The sequence below is a fragment of the Shimia litoralis genome (assembly GCF_005518135.1).
Lineage (GTDB): Bacteria > Pseudomonadota > Alphaproteobacteria > Rhodobacterales > Rhodobacteraceae > Shimia_E > Shimia_E litoralis.
This window is the reverse complement of the sequence record NZ_SULI01000015.1, coordinates 1-14461: the sequence shown is the minus strand read 5'-3', so window position 1 is coordinate 14461 and position 14461 is coordinate 1. Positions and strand designations below refer to the sequence as shown.

The 14461-nt window shown below is 53.1% G+C and carries 26 protein-coding genes; 3 read left to right on the top strand and 23 right to left on the bottom strand.

From position 1 onward, the window contains the following. Window positions 1-92: 92 nt before the first annotated feature. The 14 genes from rpmD to FAP39_RS12110 form a co-directional block, all read right to left on the bottom strand. Window positions 93-278, bottom strand: a complete 186-nt coding sequence (gene rpmD, locus FAP39_RS12175; RefSeq protein WP_138016679.1) for a 50S ribosomal protein L30 — start codon at window positions 276-278, stop codon at window positions 93-95. A 12-nt stretch (window positions 279-290) separates the two neighbouring features. Continuing rightward, on the bottom strand, window positions 291-863 hold the full coding sequence (gene rpsE, locus FAP39_RS12170) for a 30S ribosomal protein S5 (RefSeq protein ID WP_138016678.1): 573 nt from the start codon (window positions 861-863) through the stop codon (window positions 291-293). A gap of 112 nt (window positions 864-975) precedes the next feature. Next, a complete protein-coding gene (gene rplR, locus FAP39_RS12165) occupies window positions 976-1335 on the bottom strand; it encodes a 50S ribosomal protein L18 (RefSeq protein ID WP_138016677.1) in 360 nt (119 codons plus the stop codon). A gap of 11 nt (window positions 1336-1346) precedes the next feature. Continuing rightward, window positions 1347-1883: a 50S ribosomal protein L6 gene (rplF, locus tag FAP39_RS12160; RefSeq protein ID WP_138016676.1), complete on the bottom strand. Its 537-nt coding sequence runs from the start codon at window positions 1881-1883 to the stop codon at window positions 1347-1349. Between the two features lie 10 nt (window positions 1884-1893). Further along, window positions 1894-2286 (bottom strand): 30S ribosomal protein S8, encoded by a 393-nt coding sequence (gene rpsH, locus FAP39_RS12155; RefSeq protein WP_138016675.1) that lies wholly within the window; start codon window positions 2284-2286, stop codon window positions 1894-1896. Between the two features lie 12 nt (window positions 2287-2298). Continuing rightward, window positions 2299-2604 carry a 30S ribosomal protein S14 gene (gene rpsN, locus FAP39_RS12150; RefSeq protein ID WP_138016674.1) on the bottom strand — a complete coding sequence of 102 codons (306 nt, stop codon included), beginning with the start codon at window positions 2602-2604 and terminating at the stop codon, window positions 2299-2301. A gap of 17 nt (window positions 2605-2621) precedes the next feature. Then, on the bottom strand, window positions 2622-3185 hold the full coding sequence (rplE, locus tag FAP39_RS12145) for a 50S ribosomal protein L5 (protein WP_138016673.1): 564 nt from the start codon (window positions 3183-3185) through the stop codon (window positions 2622-2624). After that, window positions 3178-3489, bottom strand: coding sequence for a 50S ribosomal protein L24 (rplX, locus tag FAP39_RS12140; protein WP_138016672.1), 312 nt, complete (start codon window positions 3487-3489; stop codon window positions 3178-3180). Before rplX ends, rplE begins: the two co-directional genes overlap by 8 nt. 1 nt (window position 3490) lies before the next feature. Continuing rightward, window positions 3491-3859 (bottom strand): 50S ribosomal protein L14, encoded by a 369-nt coding sequence (rplN, locus tag FAP39_RS12135; RefSeq protein ID WP_005849814.1) that lies wholly within the window; start codon window positions 3857-3859, stop codon window positions 3491-3493. Window positions 3860-3937: 78 nt separating this feature from the next. Next, entirely contained in the window at window positions 3938-4168 is a 231-nt protein-coding gene (gene rpsQ / locus FAP39_RS12130; RefSeq protein WP_138016671.1) for a 30S ribosomal protein S17, read from the bottom strand. Window positions 4169-4179: 11 nt separating this feature from the next. Continuing rightward, the gene (gene rpmC / locus FAP39_RS12125) at window positions 4180-4383 is read right to left on the bottom strand and encodes a 50S ribosomal protein L29 (RefSeq protein ID WP_138016670.1); all 204 of its coding nucleotides are present in this window, start codon (window positions 4381-4383) and stop codon (window positions 4180-4182) included. A gap of 258 nt (window positions 4384-4641) precedes the next feature. After that, the gene (locus FAP39_RS12120) at window positions 4642-5055 is read right to left on the bottom strand and encodes a hypothetical protein (RefSeq protein WP_138016669.1); all 414 of its coding nucleotides are present in this window, start codon (window positions 5053-5055) and stop codon (window positions 4642-4644) included. A gap of 21 nt (window positions 5056-5076) precedes the next feature. Then, window positions 5077-5697 carry a 2OG-Fe(II) oxygenase family protein gene (locus FAP39_RS12115; protein ID WP_138016668.1) on the bottom strand — a complete coding sequence of 207 codons (621 nt, stop codon included), beginning with the start codon at window positions 5695-5697 and terminating at the stop codon, window positions 5077-5079. Between the two features lie 52 nt (window positions 5698-5749). Next, on the bottom strand, window positions 5750-6280 hold the full coding sequence (locus FAP39_RS12110; RefSeq protein ID WP_138016667.1) for a GNAT family N-acetyltransferase: 531 nt from the start codon (window positions 6278-6280) through the stop codon (window positions 5750-5752). 121 nt (window positions 6281-6401) lie between these two features. Between FAP39_RS12110 and FAP39_RS12105 the strand changes: the two genes are divergently transcribed. Further along, window positions 6402-7157: a nuclear transport factor 2 family protein gene (locus FAP39_RS12105; protein ID WP_138016666.1), complete on the top strand. Its 756-nt coding sequence runs from the start codon at window positions 6402-6404 to the stop codon at window positions 7155-7157. A gap of 95 nt (window positions 7158-7252) precedes the next feature. Here the strand turns inward: FAP39_RS12105 and rplP are convergent, their stop codons facing one another. The 9 genes from rplP to rpsJ form a co-directional block, all read right to left on the bottom strand. Beyond that, the gene (gene rplP, locus FAP39_RS12100) at window positions 7253-7666 is read right to left on the bottom strand and encodes a 50S ribosomal protein L16 (RefSeq protein WP_138016665.1); all 414 of its coding nucleotides are present in this window, start codon (window positions 7664-7666) and stop codon (window positions 7253-7255) included. A 13-nt stretch (window positions 7667-7679) separates the two neighbouring features. Continuing rightward, window positions 7680-8387, bottom strand: coding sequence for a 30S ribosomal protein S3 (gene rpsC / locus FAP39_RS12095; RefSeq protein ID WP_138016664.1), 708 nt, complete (start codon window positions 8385-8387; stop codon window positions 7680-7682). Continuing rightward, a complete protein-coding gene (rplV, locus tag FAP39_RS12090; protein ID WP_138016663.1) occupies window positions 8387-8767 on the bottom strand; it encodes a 50S ribosomal protein L22 in 381 nt (126 codons plus the stop codon). The genes rpsC and rplV overlap by 1 nt, the downstream gene beginning before the upstream one ends. Before the next feature lie 3 nt (window positions 8768-8770). Beyond that, the gene (gene rpsS / locus FAP39_RS12085; protein WP_138016662.1) at window positions 8771-9049 is read right to left on the bottom strand and encodes a 30S ribosomal protein S19; all 279 of its coding nucleotides are present in this window, start codon (window positions 9047-9049) and stop codon (window positions 8771-8773) included. 3 nt (window positions 9050-9052) lie between these two features. Further along, the gene (rplB, locus tag FAP39_RS12080) at window positions 9053-9895 is read right to left on the bottom strand and encodes a 50S ribosomal protein L2 (RefSeq protein ID WP_138016661.1); all 843 of its coding nucleotides are present in this window, start codon (window positions 9893-9895) and stop codon (window positions 9053-9055) included. Between the two features lie 816 nt (window positions 9896-10711). Then, window positions 10712-11008 carry a 50S ribosomal protein L23 gene (locus FAP39_RS12075; protein ID WP_138016660.1) on the bottom strand — a complete coding sequence of 99 codons (297 nt, stop codon included), beginning with the start codon at window positions 11006-11008 and terminating at the stop codon, window positions 10712-10714. Further along, on the bottom strand, window positions 11005-11622 hold the full coding sequence (gene rplD, locus FAP39_RS12070; protein WP_138016659.1) for a 50S ribosomal protein L4: 618 nt from the start codon (window positions 11620-11622) through the stop codon (window positions 11005-11007). Before rplD ends, FAP39_RS12075 begins: the two co-directional genes overlap by 4 nt. Beyond that, a complete protein-coding gene (rplC, locus tag FAP39_RS12065) occupies window positions 11619-12344 on the bottom strand; it encodes a 50S ribosomal protein L3 (RefSeq protein ID WP_138016658.1) in 726 nt (241 codons plus the stop codon). Before rplC ends, rplD begins: the two co-directional genes overlap by 4 nt. 15 nt (window positions 12345-12359) lie before the next feature. Beyond that, complete coding sequence (gene rpsJ / locus FAP39_RS12060; RefSeq protein WP_044028221.1) at window positions 12360-12668, bottom strand: 30S ribosomal protein S10; 309 nt, start codon at window positions 12666-12668, stop codon at window positions 12360-12362. Window positions 12669-13003: 335 nt separating this feature from the next. On the opposite strand from rpsJ, the gene FAP39_RS12055 reads away from it, so the two are divergent. Together FAP39_RS12055 and FAP39_RS12050 are read left to right on the top strand one after the other, a co-directional pair. Continuing rightward, complete coding sequence (locus FAP39_RS12055; RefSeq protein WP_138016657.1) at window positions 13004-13846, top strand: isocitrate lyase/PEP mutase family protein; 843 nt, start codon at window positions 13004-13006, stop codon at window positions 13844-13846. Window position 13847: 1 nt separating this feature from the next. After that, the gene (locus FAP39_RS12050) at window positions 13848-14369 is read left to right on the top strand and encodes a protein-tyrosine phosphatase family protein (protein ID WP_138016656.1); all 522 of its coding nucleotides are present in this window, start codon (window positions 13848-13850) and stop codon (window positions 14367-14369) included. Window positions 14370-14461: the final 92 nt, after the last annotated feature.

The following is a 14461-nucleotide window of genomic DNA, read 5'->3' as shown; positions in this document are numbered from 1 at the left end:
GCGCTCACAAACATCTAGGCCTCACAACATAGCACAAAAAAAGGCGCCCTTGGAAATCCAAGGGCGCCTAATACTTTCAAAACCGAAGAAGCTTACTCGCGCTCTTCGATGATCTCTACAAGATGCGAAATCTTGTTGACCATGCCGCGTACGGAAGGTGTGTCTTCCAATTCGCGGGTTTTGTGCATTTTGTTAAGACCCAAACCGATCAGTGTTTGACGCTGATTTTCAGGGCGACGGATCGGAGAACCGATCTGTTTAACGACGATAGTTGCCATGTGTCGATCTCCTTACGCTTCTGCTGCTTCAGGGGCTGCGGCAGGGGCTTCGTCCTTTTTCAGGATGTCAGCAACCTTTTTGCCGCGACGTGCTGCAACCATACGAGGGCTCGACTCTTTGTTGAGACCATCAATGGTAGCGCGGATCATGTTGTAAGGGTTTTGCGAACCCAGCGATTTCGAAACAACGTCTTTGACGCCGAGCATTTCGAAAACGGCACGCATTGGACCACCTGCGATGATACCAGTACCTTCAGGTGCTGTCCGCATCACAACTTTACCAGCGCCGTGACGGCCCTCGATATCGTGGTGCAGTGTACGACCTTCACGCAGAGGCACGCGGATCATTTGGCGCTTGGCTTGCTCAGTGGCTTTACGAATGGCCTCAGGGACCTCTTTCGCTTTACCTTTACCAAAGCCTACGCGGCCTTTTTGATCGCCAACAACAACCAGAGCAGCAAAGCCGAAGCGCTTACCACCTTTTACGGTTTTGGATACGCGGTTAATCGCAACCAAACGGTCCGCGAATTCAGGGGTCTCGTCACGATCGCGGCGATTGCCACGACGATTTTCACGTTCTGCCATAAGGCTTTCCTTTTTTCTGGCGCGAGGCGCCGATTATTCCAATCCAAGTGGGCGCACCTGAGATAGGTGCGCCCCTGGATCATCGGGGCGGCGCGAGCGCCGCCCTCAAGTCTTAGATTTTCAAGCCACCTTCACGCGCAGCGTCGGCCAGAGCCTTGACTTTGCCGTGAAACAGGAAACCACCACGATCGAAATACGCTTCGGTCACGCCAGCTTTCACAGCACGTTCGGCAATCGCTGCACCCACTTTTGTGGCTGCTTCGATGTTGTTTTTGCCAACAATGCCCAGATCCTTTTCCATAGAGGAAGCGGATACCAGTGTTACACCGTTTACGTCGTCGATCAGCTGGACGCTGATGTTCTTGTTGCTGCGGTGAACAGACAGACGCATTTTGTCTGTGTTCACTTTGCGAAGTTTGTTCCGGACGCGCAGGCGGCGCTTCAGAAACAGGGTTCTTTTGCTGTTTGCCATTTGTCTGGTCCTTACTTCTTCTTACCTTCCTTGCGGAAGATAAATTCACCTTTATAACGAATACCTTTGCCTTTGTAGGGCTCGGGTTTACGCCACTCGCGAATGTTTGCTGCAACTTGGCCGACCAATTGAGAGTCAGTGCCTTCGACGATCACTTCAGTTGGCTTAGGAGCCGTCACTGTGATGCCTGCTGGCACCTCAAAGTTCACATCGTGTGACAAACCGAGCGACAGCTTCAGAACATTGCTGCCCTGCATCTGTGCACGATAACCAACACCTTGGATCTCAAGTTCTTTTTTGAAGCCCGAAGTCACACCAGTCACCATGTTAGAGATGACTGTCCGTGACATACCCCATTGCTGACGTGCACGCTTGGACGAGCCGCGCGGTGTCACAGTCACAACGTTGCCGTCTACTGCAAGCGTGACATCGTCAGTTGCGGTAAAAGACTGAGTGTCTTTTGGACCTTTGATTTCGATGGTCTGGCCGGACAAGGATGCCGAAACACCCGAGGGCAGCTCGACCGGTTTTTTACCAATACGAGACATAGCCTACTCCTTAGAAGACCATGCAGAGTACTTCGCCACCAACATTGTTGGAGCGTGCACTTGCATCCGACATCACACCCTTGGGGGTGGAGACAATCGACACACCGAGGCCCTGACGGACAACTGGAATGTCATTGACGCCCATGTAAACGCGACGACCAGGGGTAGAAACCCGCTTGAGTTCGCGAATAACAGGAGTGCCTTCGTAATACTTCAGGCTGATTTCGATGGCCGGGTGGCCGTCTGCGCCTGTCGTAGCTTCGTAGCCGCGGATGTAGCCTTCGTCGGCCAGTACATCCAGAACCCAACCGCGCAGTTTCGATGCAGGTGTCGACACAGTCGACTTACCACGCATTTGACCATTACGGATACGAGTCAGCATATCACCGATAGGATCGTTCATATCTGTCTCTCCTTACCAGCTCGATTTCACCATGCCGGGGATTTGGCCATTCGAACCAAGTTCCCGCAGCGCGATCCGGCTAACCTTCAGCTTACGATAGTAAGCGTGGGGACGGCCAGTCAGTTGGCAGCGATTGTGCAAACGAGTAGCCGAGCTGTTGCGCGGCAATTTTGCCAGTTTCAGACGCGCTTTGAAACGCTCTTCCATTGGCAGATTCTCGTCATTCGCGATTTCTTTAAGCTCGGCACGTTTGGCAGCATACTTAGCCACCAGACGTTCGCGCTTTTTCTCGCGTTCGATCATAGATTTTTTAGCCATGAGGTCCTCTCCCGCGCTTAGCTGTTGAAGGGCATGTTGAATGCTTTCAACAGTGCCTTCGCTTCAGCGTCGGTTTTCGCGTCAGTTGCGATCACGATGTCCATTCCCCAGTTTTCGTCGACTTTATCAAAGTCGATTTCTGGGAACACGATGTGCTCTTTCAAGCCCATGGCGTAGTTGCCACGGCCATCAAAAGATTTGCCCGATACGCCGCGGAAGTCGCGGATACGAGGCATAGCAATCGTGGTCAGACGATCAAGGAATTCATACATTTGATCGCCGCGCAGGGTCACTTTGGCGCCCATGGGCATGCCTTCGCGAACGCGGAAACCAGCAATCGAATTCTTCGCAATGGTGGTCAGAGCTTTTTGACCAGCAATCAAGGACAGGTCGGCTTGCGCAGACTTGGCTTTTTTGCTGTCTTTTACGGCTGCACGGCCACAGCCGATGTTCAAAACGATTTTCTCCAATTTGGGGATCATCATTTCGTTTTTATAGCCGAACTCTTCTTTCAGAGCGCCACGAATGGTCTCTTTGTAAAGAGCTTTCAGACGCGGGGTGTATGTTGCAGTATCAAGCATCAATCACGTCCCCCGTGGTTTTTGCAAAGCGGACTTTCTTGTCGCCTTCCATTTTAAAGCCAACGCGAGTGGCTTTGCCGTTCGCGTCTACGTATGCCAGGTTCGACAGAGCGATTGGCATGGCTTTTGGAATACGACCACCTTGATCGGTTTGCGACTGACGTGTGTGACGGATGGCCATGTTAACGCCATCGACAACAGCTTTGCCAGCTTGAGGATCAACCGAAGAAATCGTTCCGGTTTGACCTTTGTCCTTGCCAGCAAGAACGACGACTGTATCGCCTTTTTTCAACTTAGCAGCCATATCACAGCACCTCCGGCGCGAGCGAGATGATCTTCATGAAGTTTTTGGCGCGCAGCTCACGAACAACTGGTCCGAAGATACGTGTACCTACGGGCTCGTTGCTGTTGTTCAAGATTACAGCTGCGTTGCGATCAAAGCGGATCGCTGTGCCATCTTCACGACGGACTTCTTTAGCGGTGCGTACGACGACGGCCTTACGGACGTCACCCTTCTTTACGCGACCGCGAGGGATGGCTTCTTTAACCGAGACAACAATGATGTCGCCTACGGAAGCGTATTTACGCTTGGAACCACCCAAAACCTTGATGCACTGAACTCGGCGAGCGCCGGAGTTGTCAGCAACATCTAGATTGGTCTGCATCTGGATCATGCGGTTTCTCCCGACCTATGGGGGACCTATCCAATGGCCATTTCCCCAGGGTTTCGACAAACTGTCAGGTCTACTGGCTTACGCCTGCAGAACCTCCCAGCGTTTCGTTTTCGATTTCGGCGCGCATTCGATGATACGAACTTGATCGCCGACCTTGAAAGCGTTGGCTTCATCGTGAGCCCGGTATTTTTTGGACTTACGGATGGTTTTCTTCAGAACAGGGTGCGTAAAGCGGCGTTCAACAGAAACAGTTACTGTTTGTGCGTTGGCATCGCTTGTCACGGTGCCTGTGAGAATACGTTTGGGCATCTATCAGGCTCCTATTCTTGCGCTGCCGAAGCAGCTTTTTCATTCAGCACGGTCTTCACGCGCGCAGCGGCACGACGTGCAGCTTTGATGCGAGCGGGATTTTCGAGCTGTCCGGTGGCCTGTTGAAAGCGCAAGTTAAAGCTTTCTTTCTTCAGGTTTGCCAGCTCATCACGGAGCTGATCCGGCGTTTTGTCACGCAGTTCGTTGGCGTTCATAGCCTATTCCTTTTCTCATACACCAGAAGGCCCCCAGAGGGTCACCTTTGACCTGATGGATAAATAGTAAACACGCGAATCCCGAATCCGGAAATCGCGCGATGTGGCTCTATACGAGGTGGGCTTGGTAAGGGCAAGGGAAAAGGCTGGTTATATTGGCTAAGGCGCTTTTGCGCCGTCGCAGTCGCTTGGCGGATCTTTCGCAAGTCCGCGTAGGGTTAACATTCCCGACACCTGATCAAGACATACGCTCCGCGCCTATCGCGAACGATACCAGTCTCGCCAGCTGCTCTTGTGTCGGCATCCCCACCCTTGTGCGGCAAACATGGTTTCAAGCGCGGCTTCTTGCTCTGAAGACACCCAAACCGTCAGAAAGAACCGCTCTACGACATCGCCCACGTGACACACGAGAATTCCGTCAGGGGTGAATAAATAGGCCTCACACTGTGGGTACTTCAGATCGGGCCCAGACATCAGCCAAGACAGCGCGCCAAAAAACGCCTTTCTCAGCGGACGATCACGATCAAAATCGCGCCATTCTGCAAGGTCATACTTAATTTCGGACCGGACTTCACCAAAGTGATGCCGCAAACCTTCAAGAACGTCGTCCAAATCGCCGAGCGGCGCGCCATGCAAACCTTCGACAATATAGTGGCGCTCGCGTGCCGTCATTGGTGTGCCCTGTATATGGGGTCAATCCCAGCGGTAGTTGAAACTCACTGAAATGCGTTCGTCTTCTGCCATATTCATGGGCACCTCGTGGCGCAGCCAACTTTCCCAAAGCAGGACATCGCCCACCTCAGGCTTCACATAGATAAAGGGCTGTAGCTCCTGCCGTGCTGTCTTGGTGCGCGTCGGGGCGGCCATCATCCGTGCCGAACGCGGGTCTTCGAGCTTTAGCGCGCTCGCCCCGCCGGGCATGGCAACATAGGTCGTGCCAGAAATTACCGAATGTGGATGCAAATGGGAAGAATGGGTGCCGCCTTCTGGCAGGATGTTGATCCAGATATCTTCAAGCTTAAGCTCGCGGCCATCGAGATCAAACTCAAGATCTTTCACAAACTCTGCGACATGTAGATCAAGCGCGGCCACAATGTCTGCAAAAATTGGAAAGCGCCACGCAAGGTCGGTCAACGACGCATAGCTTGTATATCCAGGATACCCGTTTTTCTCGCACCAAGCCTGACCGGCTTCGTCATCTTCCGCAATTGAATAACAGGACGCTTCCAGCTCTTCGGGATCAATGGCGGTGCCATGTTCAGAGAGCTTCGCGCGGTAAAGTCGGGTCACAAAGAGGGATTCGATCTGGGCCATGAGCTGGGTTTAGCGCAAGCCGGTAAAAAGAGCGAGAGCCAGATTTCGCGTGCTAACGGTCTGTGCATCCTTCCGGAAACACGTATTCCAGAAACACCAAATACGGCGCTATTGATATATCGTTGGCATTCTCTGCGTATCGTGACACGTATCCGAACCCCATTGCTTCATACATGGAGAGCATGGCCCGATTGCCTTTGACCGTATCAGCATAAAGCGTGCGGCAGCCCATTTCACGTGCCTCTGCCATACGCATTTCAAACAACTTTCGCCCTACTCCATGACCTTGCGCTTCTGGACGTACAAACATGCGTTTCAATTCCGCCGCATCTTGGCGGATTTTACGAATGACGCCACAACCCAGCAACCGACCATCGTCTTGGGTCGCCAGCAAGGTCCGGCCCTCTGGTGGCATCAGGTCCTCGATATGGGTCATCGTATCTTGAGCAAGCGCGTCCGCCGACAGACGCGGCCCGCCTGCCGCATGCAGCTTGTTCAGCATCACAGCATAATATTCTTTCATCAATTCGCGAAAGGCGTCTGGATCAGGAAGCTCAGAAACAAAAGAGTAATGGATTTTCATCCAGCCAGCCTAGCGCATTCGCACACAGGTGTCTTGCTTGTATCGTCGGGGTACTTTTCTGTTGAGCATCAAGGTGATTGTCGACACACTTTGATCGATTGTCACCACACTGGAATTCAAAATGCCCCAGAGTCGCCCCGATCAAATTCGTGCCCTGTTGAAAAGCATCGAAACAGGTGACCCCGCCGCAATTTCAGTGGTCAATCAGGCCAAATACATTCAGCACAACCCCCAAACCCAAGAGGGCAGCGAAGGCCTTGAAGCATTGTTCAAGCGTCTGTCCCTGACCAACCCCATGGTCAACATCGTGCGTGCCTTTGAGGACGGAGACTATGTGTTTGGGCACACGGAATACGACTTTTCCAGCCGCCGGATCGGGTTCGAAGTTTTTCGATATGAAGACGATCGGGTGGTTGAGCATTGGGACAACATTCAGCCCCGCCAAGGCCCCAACCCGTCGGGGCGTACGATGGTTGATGGCCCGACCGAGGCCACCGATCTGGCCGCGACAGAAGCCAACCGTGCCCTCGTGCAAAGATTTATTGAGACCGTTCTAATCCCGCGCCAGTTTCAAGATGCCGATGCCTATTTTGATGACCGTAAGCTTGTTCAGCATGATTCAAATTTGGAAGACGGGCTGGACGCCCTGTTGGCAAGTTTAGGCAATGAGGACGCTGCGAAAACATACTCCCGCTGCCATCGCGTCTTGGCGCAAGGCAATTTCGTACTGGCCGTTTGCGAAGGGTATCAAGCAAACCAGCATTGCGCGTTTTACGAAATGTTTCGCGTTCACAATGGGCTGTTGGCCGAACACTGGAACACAGTCGAAAAGGTCGCCCCGCGCGACCAATGGAAAAACACCAACGGCAAGTTTTGAAGCCGACCCATACGAAACGAAAAAGCCCCTGCCGACAATCCGGCAGGGGCTTTTAAATTTTCTAAAGTATGATGCGTGGGATCACGCAGCAGACCTTACCAGTCTTCACGAACCACGATGCGGGTTTTGATAGGCAGTTTCATCGCAGCAAGGCGCAGGGCCTCACGTGCAACTGCATCATCAACACCATCGATTTCGAACATCACACGACCTGGTTTAACCTTGGCCGCCCAAAAATCGACAGAACCTTTACCTTTACCCATACGGACTTCGGTAGGCTTGGACGTGACGGGCAGATCTGGGAAGATCCGGATCCATACACGGCCCTGACGTTTCATGTGACGTGTCATCGCACGACGCGCAGCTTCGATTTGACGTGCTGTGACACGCTCTGGCTGCAATGCCTTGAGGCCGAAGGAGCCAAAGTTCAGGTCAGACCCGCCCTTTGCCAAACCCTTGATGCGGCCTTTGTGCATCTTACGGAATTTAGTACGCTTTGGTTGAAGCATTTCTCAGTCTCCCTTAGCGACGACCGCCGGCACCGCGAGGTGCTGGGCCGTCCTGGACTTCTTGTGCCTTACGGTCACGCGCCTGAGGATCGTGCTCCATGATCTCGCCTTTGAAGATCCAGGTTTTGATACCAATGATCCCATAAGCGGTCGTGGCTTCCACATGTGCGTAATCGATGTCGGCGCGCAAGGTGTGCAAAGGTACACGACCTTCACGATACCATTCGGTACGAGCGATTTCAGCACCACCCAAACGACCAGCGACGTTCACCCGGATACCCAGAGCGCCCATACGCATTGCGTTTTGAACGGCACGCTTCATCGCGCGACGGAAGGACACACGACGTTCCAACTGCTGAGCGATAGACTCGCCAACCAGCTGTGCGTCCAGCTCGGGCTTGCGAACTTCAACGATGTTGAGGTGCAGTTCCGAGTCAGTCATCGAAGCGATCTTCTTGCGAAGGCCTTCAATGTCTGCGCCTTTTTTACCAATGATCACACCGGGGCGTGCTGTGTGGATCGTGACGCGGCACTTTTTGTGCGGGCGTTCGATGATCACACGGGCGATACCGGCTTGCTTGCACTCGTCCTTGATGAACGCACGGATACGCAGGTCTTCCAACAGAAGATCGCCGTAGTCCTTAGTGTCAGCATACCAGCGGCTGTCCCAGGTACGGTTGACCTGAAGACGCATGCCAATCGGATTGACTTTATTACCCATTAGGCTTGCTCCTCGACTTGACGTACCTTGATGGTGAGCTCCGAAAACGGCTTGATGATCTTGCCGAAACGGCCACGAGCCCGCGGACGACCGCGCTTCATGGTCAGGTTCTTACCAACATAGGCTTCGGCAACGATCAGATCGTCGACGTCCAAGTTGTGGTTGTTCTCAGCATTTGCGATTGCAGACTGAAGGCATTTCTTCACGTCAGCAGCGATCCGCTTGTTAGAGAAAGTCAGGTCGGTCAATGCCTTCTCGACTTTTTTGCCGCGGATCATCGCAGCAACCAGGTTCAGCTTTTGCGGGCTTGTGCGAAGCATGCGCAGTTTTGCCATTGCTTCGTTGTCAGCCACGCGGCGGGGATTTTTATCCTTGCTCATGGCTTATTTCCGCTTCGCTTTTTTGTCAGCAGCGTGACCATAATAGGTCCGAGTTGGTGAATACTCACCGAACTTTTGACCGATCATGTCTTCTGTGATGTTGACAGTGACGTGTTTGTGGCCGTTGTAAACACCAAACGTCAATCCCACGAATTGGGGAAGGATCGTCGAGCGACGCGACCAGATCTTGATAACTTCATTACGACCCGACTCGCGCGTTGCTTCGGCTTTTTTCAGCACATAAGCATCGACAAAGGGGCCTTTCCATACAGAGCGAGACATAGATTAACGTCCCTTCTTCTTGGCGTGACGCGAGCGGATAATAAGCTTTTGCGACGCTTTGTTCTTGTTACGGGTGCGGTAACCTTTTGTCGGTTTACCCCAAGGCGAAACCGGGTGACGACCACCAGATGTCCGACCTTCACCACCACCATGAGGGTGATCGACAGGGTTCATAACAACACCACGAACCGAAGGACGCTTGCCTTTATGGCGCATACGACCGGCTTTACCGTAGTTTTGGTTAGAGTTGTCAGGGTTCGACACGGCACCAACGGTGGCCATGCATTCCTGACGAACCAAGCGCAATTCGCCCGAGCTCAGACGGATCTGAGCGTAACCACCGTCACGACCAACGAACTGAGCATATGTACCAGCAGCGCGGGCAATTTGACCGCCTTTGCCAGGCTTCATTTCGATGTTGTGAATGATGGTACCGATTGGCATGCCAGAGAATGGCATCGCGTTACCAGGTTTGATGTCTGCCTTGGCAGATGCAATCACCTGATCACCAACGGCCAAACGCTGAGGTGCCAGGATATAGGCCTGTTCACCATCTTCGTATTTGACCAATGCAATGAATGCGGTCCGGTTCGGGTCATATTCGATCCGCTCGACGGTTGCCGCTACATCAAATTTGTTCCGTTTGAAGTCTACGATCCGGTAAAGGCGTTTTGCCCCACCACCACGACGACGCGAGGTGATCCGTCCGGTGTTGTTCCGGCCGCCCGACTTTGTCAAACCCTCTGTGAGGGCTTTGACAGGACGTCCTTTCCAAAGCTCCGAACGGTCGATCAGCACCAGCCCACGCTGGCCCGGCGTAGTCGGCTTATACGACTTAAGTGCCATGCTTTCTGTCTTCCGTTTAGCAACGGCGGGTAAACCCGCCTTATGTTTAGCCCCCCGTAGGTGGCCATAGGTATAGGCCCCCGTAGGTGCCAGATTAAACGCGCAACCGGCCCCAGAACGAATCTGAGGCCAGCCGACTGGCGGGATGTAACAGGGTCAGGGGTGGCTGGCAATAGGATTGGCCATATTTCTTTGGGGTTTGATGCATGCCGAGATTGTGTGCATCAAAGACGCGCGCGGTGGCGATCCGTCCTGAAAGGATAGCAGTTTATCCTCGCCAAATCCGTGTGCCTTAACAATGTCGCGCTTGCCGCACCAAATCGCCGCCGCGTGGGTGCGCGTCAGCGGTGCACGAGCGGCCTAGGGGCCGCTGCCTCATGCAATCTCGTCCACTGTTTGTGTAATCTACTGACATAACAAAAGGAAAATACCGGATACCAAAACAGGCCAAGAAATAAGGAAGCTCGCACTTCCAGCCAGCCCAAAAGCTATGAGGTTCAGAATAGATATTGCCCAATACAACCCACGAAAGTGCTTAGCATAGACACCACGAAGTGCGTTCATGAAGAACAAGGCGACCACAAAGATGCACACGACCAAAAGCCTGTGCTCGTGGTAAGGATCGAGCTCGATCCAAACCCTCAAGACCAACGCAACTAGAGCATTAATGACAAGGAAAATTGCGGCTTCTGTCAATCTACTTCGATAGCGCATAATTGCTCCAAATGGGATTTCCAACAAAAAAGCCCCCCGCTTCACAGCGAGGGGCTTTCTCTTTTTATTAAGGCGTAGGGCCGGGCTATCCCGACCTAACAATCACAGTCCGGTGGACACGTCGATTGTGTTGCCCTCTTCGAGGGTAACATATGCCTTTTTGACATCCTTACGGCGGCCCATTGTGCCTTTGAACCGTTTGGTTTTGCCTTTTGTGATCGAGGTGTTAACAGCTTTGACCTTCACACCAAACAGAGCTTCTACAGCTTGTTTGATTTGTGGTTTGTTGCTGTCGATCGCCACTTCAAACACGATCGCACCGTTTTCCGACGCCATGGTCGCTTTTTCGGTGATGATCGGCTTGCGGATCACGTCGTAATGTTCAGCCTTCGCGCTCATTTCAGTCGAGCCTCCAGTGCTTCCATACCCGCTTTTGTGATCACCAGAGTGTCACGCTTGAGGATATCATAGACGTTTGCGCCCATTGTCGGCAGGATATCCAAACCTTCAATGTTGCGCGCTGCTTTTGCGAAACCTTCGTTGACGGCTGCGCCATCAATGATCAAGGCGCGCTTCCAACCCAGGTTTTTCACCTGTTTGGCCAAAGCGGAGGTTTTGCCTTCCGATTCTGCATTTTCGATCACAACCAGCTCGCCAGCTTTCGCTTTGGCGGACAGGGCATGACGAAGACCCAGTTTGCGGAATTTTTTAGGCAGATCGTGGCCGTGCGAACGCGGTGTAGGACCTTTGTAGATACCACCTTTACGGAAGATCGGCGCGTTACGGTCACCGTGACGTGCGCCACCGGTGCCTTTTTGGCGATAGATCTTCTTGGTGGAATACGAAGTTTCCGACCGTGTCTTGACCTTGTGTGTGCCAGCTTGCGCGTTGTTACGCTGCCAGCGCACCACACGGTGCAAGATGTCTGCGCGTGGCTCAAGACCAAACAGCGCTTCGTCCAGATCGACAGAACCAGCGTTGCCGCCGTCGAGATTGATCACGTCAAGTTTCATGCTTCACCACCTTCCGCAGAGACTTCTTCTGCAGGCGCTTCAGTTGCAGCAGACTTCAGACCAGCCGGGAAAGGCAGACCTTCAGGTGCTTTTTTCTTCACGGCATCTTTGACAGTGACCCATCCACCTTTGGAACCGGGAACGGCGCCTTTGATGAACACGAGACCGCGGTCGGCATCCGTTTTAACAACTTCAAGGTTCTGAGTTGTTACACGAACAGCGCCCATGTGGCCCGCCATTTTCTTGCCTTTGAAAACCTTACCGGGATCCTGACACTGACCAGTCGAACCATGCGAACGGTGCGAAATCGAAACACCGTGTGACGCACGCAGACCGCCAAAGTTGTGGCGCTTCATAGCACCTTGGAAGCCTTTACCAATCGAGGTACCGGCAACATCAACTTTTTGACCTTCAAGGAAGTGTTCTGCCGAAATTTCGGCACCAACTTCAATCAGGGCATCTTCGGATACGCGGAATTCTGCAACTTTACGCTTAGGAGCAACGTTTGCCGCAGCAAAGTGACCACGCATAGCTTGCGAAGTACGTTTTGCTTTGGCAGCGCCTGCGCCCAACTGAACAGCGGTGTAACCGTCTTTTTCAGTGGTGCGTTGTGCTACAACTTGCAGACCATCAAGTTCAAGAACGGTTACAGGAATCTGCTTGCCGTCTTCCATGAACAGGCGAGTCATGCCTACTTTTTTTGCGATAATACCAGAGCGCATAATTCTATACCCTCCTTAGACCGAAATCTGGACGTCAACGCCAGCCGCAAGGTCGAGCTTCATCAGCGCGTCCACGGTCTGTGGTGTTGGGTCTACGATATCAAGCAAACGCTTGTGTGTGCGGATTTCGAACTGATCGCGAGATTTCTTGTCAACGTGTGGACCACGTAGAACAGTGAATTTTTCGATCTTGTTCGGAAGCGGGATCGGGCCACGTACCTGTGCGCCTGTGCGCTTGGCAGTGTTTACGATTTCCTGAGTGCTGGCGTCCAGTACACGGTAATCGAATGCCTTGAGCCGAATGCGAATGTTTTGGCTTTGCATTTCTTAGCCTTTATCTAGGCGTTGGAGTTGAGAGGAGGACCAGCGACCACCGCGAAACCCTCTTCGAACCCAAAAGGCGGGAATCACCCCGCCCAGTTGTCGCAACTGCGAACTCGCGCCATATACAGGGGGGATTTCAGGCTGACAAGGGACAATGTCAGATGCGCCCAAAATGCCTTTGTGCACTGACCAACGACATCTCACATTTCAACACAACACGCCACCCGCCCCTAGGCCCGCTATTCTCGACGTCGTCCATAAGGAGTGTGAGATTTTTGTTCTTCATTTGTACTAAAAGTGTATAATTTTCCCTGAAGCAAGCCATGAGGACACACATGCAAGACACTCAGACCAAGTTCGCCAACTTCAAAGCGCTCCACACAGGCAAGACAGCGTTTGTGATGCCGAACCCCTGGGATGCGGGCTCTGCGCGCTTGCTCGAGAGCTTGGGCTTTGATGCGTTGGCAACCACCAGCGCAGGCTACGCATTTTCCAAAGGCAAGCGGGACTCGGTGGCTGGGATCACACGCCGTGAAATATTGGAGAATGCAGTCGAGATCGTCGACGCCACTGATTTACCTGTATCTGCCGATCTTGAAGACGGATTTGGAGCAACCCCGGAGATATGCGCCGACACAATATACCTTGCTTCACAGGCCGGTCTGGTAGGCGGGTCCATCGAGGATGCCTCGGGAAATGCCGATCAGCCCATCTTTGACTTTCAATTATCCGTGGACCGCATTCGCGCCGCAGCAGAAACTGCGCAGGAGCTCCCGTTTCTACTGACGGCCCGCGCCGAGAATTTCCTTTGGGGTAATCCTGACCTGAAGGATACGATCAAGCGTCTTCAGGCCTATTCTGACGCAGGTGCAGATGTTCTCTATGCCCCCGGGTTGCCCGATCTGACAGCGATCCGCGAGGTCTGCCAATCGGTGGACAAGCCGGTCAACGTCGTGATGGGACTTGGGTCGGCGACCTATTCGCTTGAGGACCTAAGCCATGCAGGTGTCGCCAGGGTCAGTGTCGGAGGATCTTTGGCCCGCACGGCGTTCGGGGCCATTTTACGTGCCGCCAACGAAATAAGAGAAACGGGCACATTCCATTATTCCGCCGACGCCATTCCAGATTCGACAATCAGTCAACTGATGAAAGATACCAAAGGCCGGGACAGGATATAATATGAAAGAGCGTGCCGACAGCATCACACGCCTAAAGAACTCTGGCATGCGTCTGACTTTGGGGCCTCGCCCCGGGAGAAAGTCGGTCGATAGACTGCGCGAGCTGCAACTTACGCATTGTTGCACATTGCTCAGTGCACGCGAGGGGGCGCCGCTAATCGAAAAGGTTTGCCAGAGAATACGCACACCAGAGGCACCATTCACATGGGTTTGGCTTCCCATTGAAGGAGGCAACCTCGAGGTATTGAGACACACATCAATATTGCCATTGCTGGATACACTGGCGACATCCATCGCCACCGAGACAACACCCCACGTATACCTGCACTGCTCTGCTGGCATACATAGGACCGGCTTTTTCGCCTATATCCTGCTTCGCATCTTGGGGCATGACGCCGCTGCTGCCATCGAAAAACTTGCTGAACTGCGCACGGTCACTTTTGCGCAAGTCGGCGACGAACGCTTGGAACTGGCTGAGCACGTTGTTCAAGGATTGATTTCACCTCTCGATCTGCAGCGCTAATCCGACACGCACATACCAGCTCAACCCCGTTTAACGCAAAAGGGCCACCCTAAGGTGGCCCTTTTCAAATCTCCGCGTGTGCGGTGATTATT

Coding starts and splice junctions, on each gene's coding strand:
- rpmD (WP_138016679.1), bottom strand. CDS start 278: ATGGCAACTATCGTCGTTAAACAGATCGGTTCTCCGATCCGTCGCCCT.
- rpsE (WP_138016678.1), bottom strand. CDS start 863: ATGGCAGAACGTGAAAATCGTCGTGGCAATCGCCGCGATCGTGACGAG.
- rplR (WP_138016677.1), bottom strand. CDS start 1,335: ATGGCAAACAGCAAAAGAACCCTGTTTCTGAAGCGCCGCCTGCGCGTC.
- rplF (WP_138016676.1), bottom strand. CDS start 1,883: ATGTCTCGTATTGGTAAAAAACCGGTCGAGCTGCCCTCGGGTGTTTCG.
- rpsH (WP_138016675.1), bottom strand. CDS start 2,286: ATGAACGATCCTATCGGTGATATGCTGACTCGTATCCGTAATGGTCAA.
- rpsN (WP_138016674.1), bottom strand. CDS start 2,604: ATGGCTAAAAAATCTATGATCGAACGCGAGAAAAAGCGCGAACGTCTG.
- rplE (WP_138016673.1), bottom strand. CDS start 3,185: ATGCTTGATACTGCAACATACACCCCGCGTCTGAAAGCTCTTTACAAA.
- rplX (WP_138016672.1), bottom strand. CDS start 3,489: ATGGCTGCTAAGTTGAAAAAAGGCGATACAGTCGTCGTTCTTGCTGGC.
- rplN (WP_005849814.1), bottom strand. CDS start 3,859: ATGATCCAGATGCAGACCAATCTAGATGTTGCTGACAACTCCGGCGCT.
- rpsQ (WP_138016671.1), bottom strand. CDS start 4,168: ATGCCCAAACGTATTCTCACAGGCACCGTGACAAGCGATGCCAACGCA.
- rpmC (WP_138016670.1), bottom strand. CDS start 4,383: ATGAACGCCAACGAACTGCGTGACAAAACGCCGGATCAGCTCCGTGAT.
- FAP39_RS12120 (WP_138016669.1), bottom strand. CDS start 5,055: ATGACGGCACGCGAGCGCCACTATATTGTCGAAGGTTTGCATGGCGCG.
- FAP39_RS12115 (WP_138016668.1), bottom strand. CDS start 5,697: ATGGCCCAGATCGAATCCCTCTTTGTGACCCGACTTTACCGCGCGAAG.
- FAP39_RS12110 (WP_138016667.1), bottom strand. CDS start 6,280: ATGAAAATCCATTACTCTTTTGTTTCTGAGCTTCCTGATCCAGACGCC.
- FAP39_RS12105 (WP_138016666.1), top strand. CDS start 6,402: ATGCCCCAGAGTCGCCCCGATCAAATTCGTGCCCTGTTGAAAAGCATC.
- rplP (WP_138016665.1), bottom strand. CDS start 7,666: ATGCTTCAACCAAAGCGTACTAAATTCCGTAAGATGCACAAAGGCCGC.
- rpsC (WP_138016664.1), bottom strand. CDS start 8,387: ATGGGTAATAAAGTCAATCCGATTGGCATGCGTCTTCAGGTCAACCGT.
- rplV (WP_138016663.1), bottom strand. CDS start 8,767: ATGAGCAAGGATAAAAATCCCCGCCGCGTGGCTGACAACGAAGCAATG.
- rpsS (WP_138016662.1), bottom strand. CDS start 9,049: ATGTCTCGCTCTGTATGGAAAGGCCCCTTTGTCGATGCTTATGTGCTG.
- rplB (WP_138016661.1), bottom strand. CDS start 9,895: ATGGCACTTAAGTCGTATAAGCCGACTACGCCGGGCCAGCGTGGGCTG.
- FAP39_RS12075 (WP_138016660.1), bottom strand. CDS start 11,008: ATGAGCGCGAAGGCTGAACATTACGACGTGATCCGCAAGCCGATCATC.
- rplD (WP_138016659.1), bottom strand. CDS start 11,622: ATGAAACTTGACGTGATCAATCTCGACGGCGGCAACGCTGGTTCTGTC.
- rplC (WP_138016658.1), bottom strand. CDS start 12,344: ATGCGCTCTGGTATTATCGCAAAAAAAGTAGGCATGACTCGCCTGTTC.
- rpsJ (WP_044028221.1), bottom strand. CDS start 12,668: ATGCAAAGCCAAAACATTCGCATTCGGCTCAAGGCATTCGATTACCGT.
- FAP39_RS12055 (WP_138016657.1), top strand. CDS start 13,004: ATGCAAGACACTCAGACCAAGTTCGCCAACTTCAAAGCGCTCCACACA.
- FAP39_RS12050 (WP_138016656.1), top strand. CDS start 13,848: ATGAAAGAGCGTGCCGACAGCATCACACGCCTAAAGAACTCTGGCATG.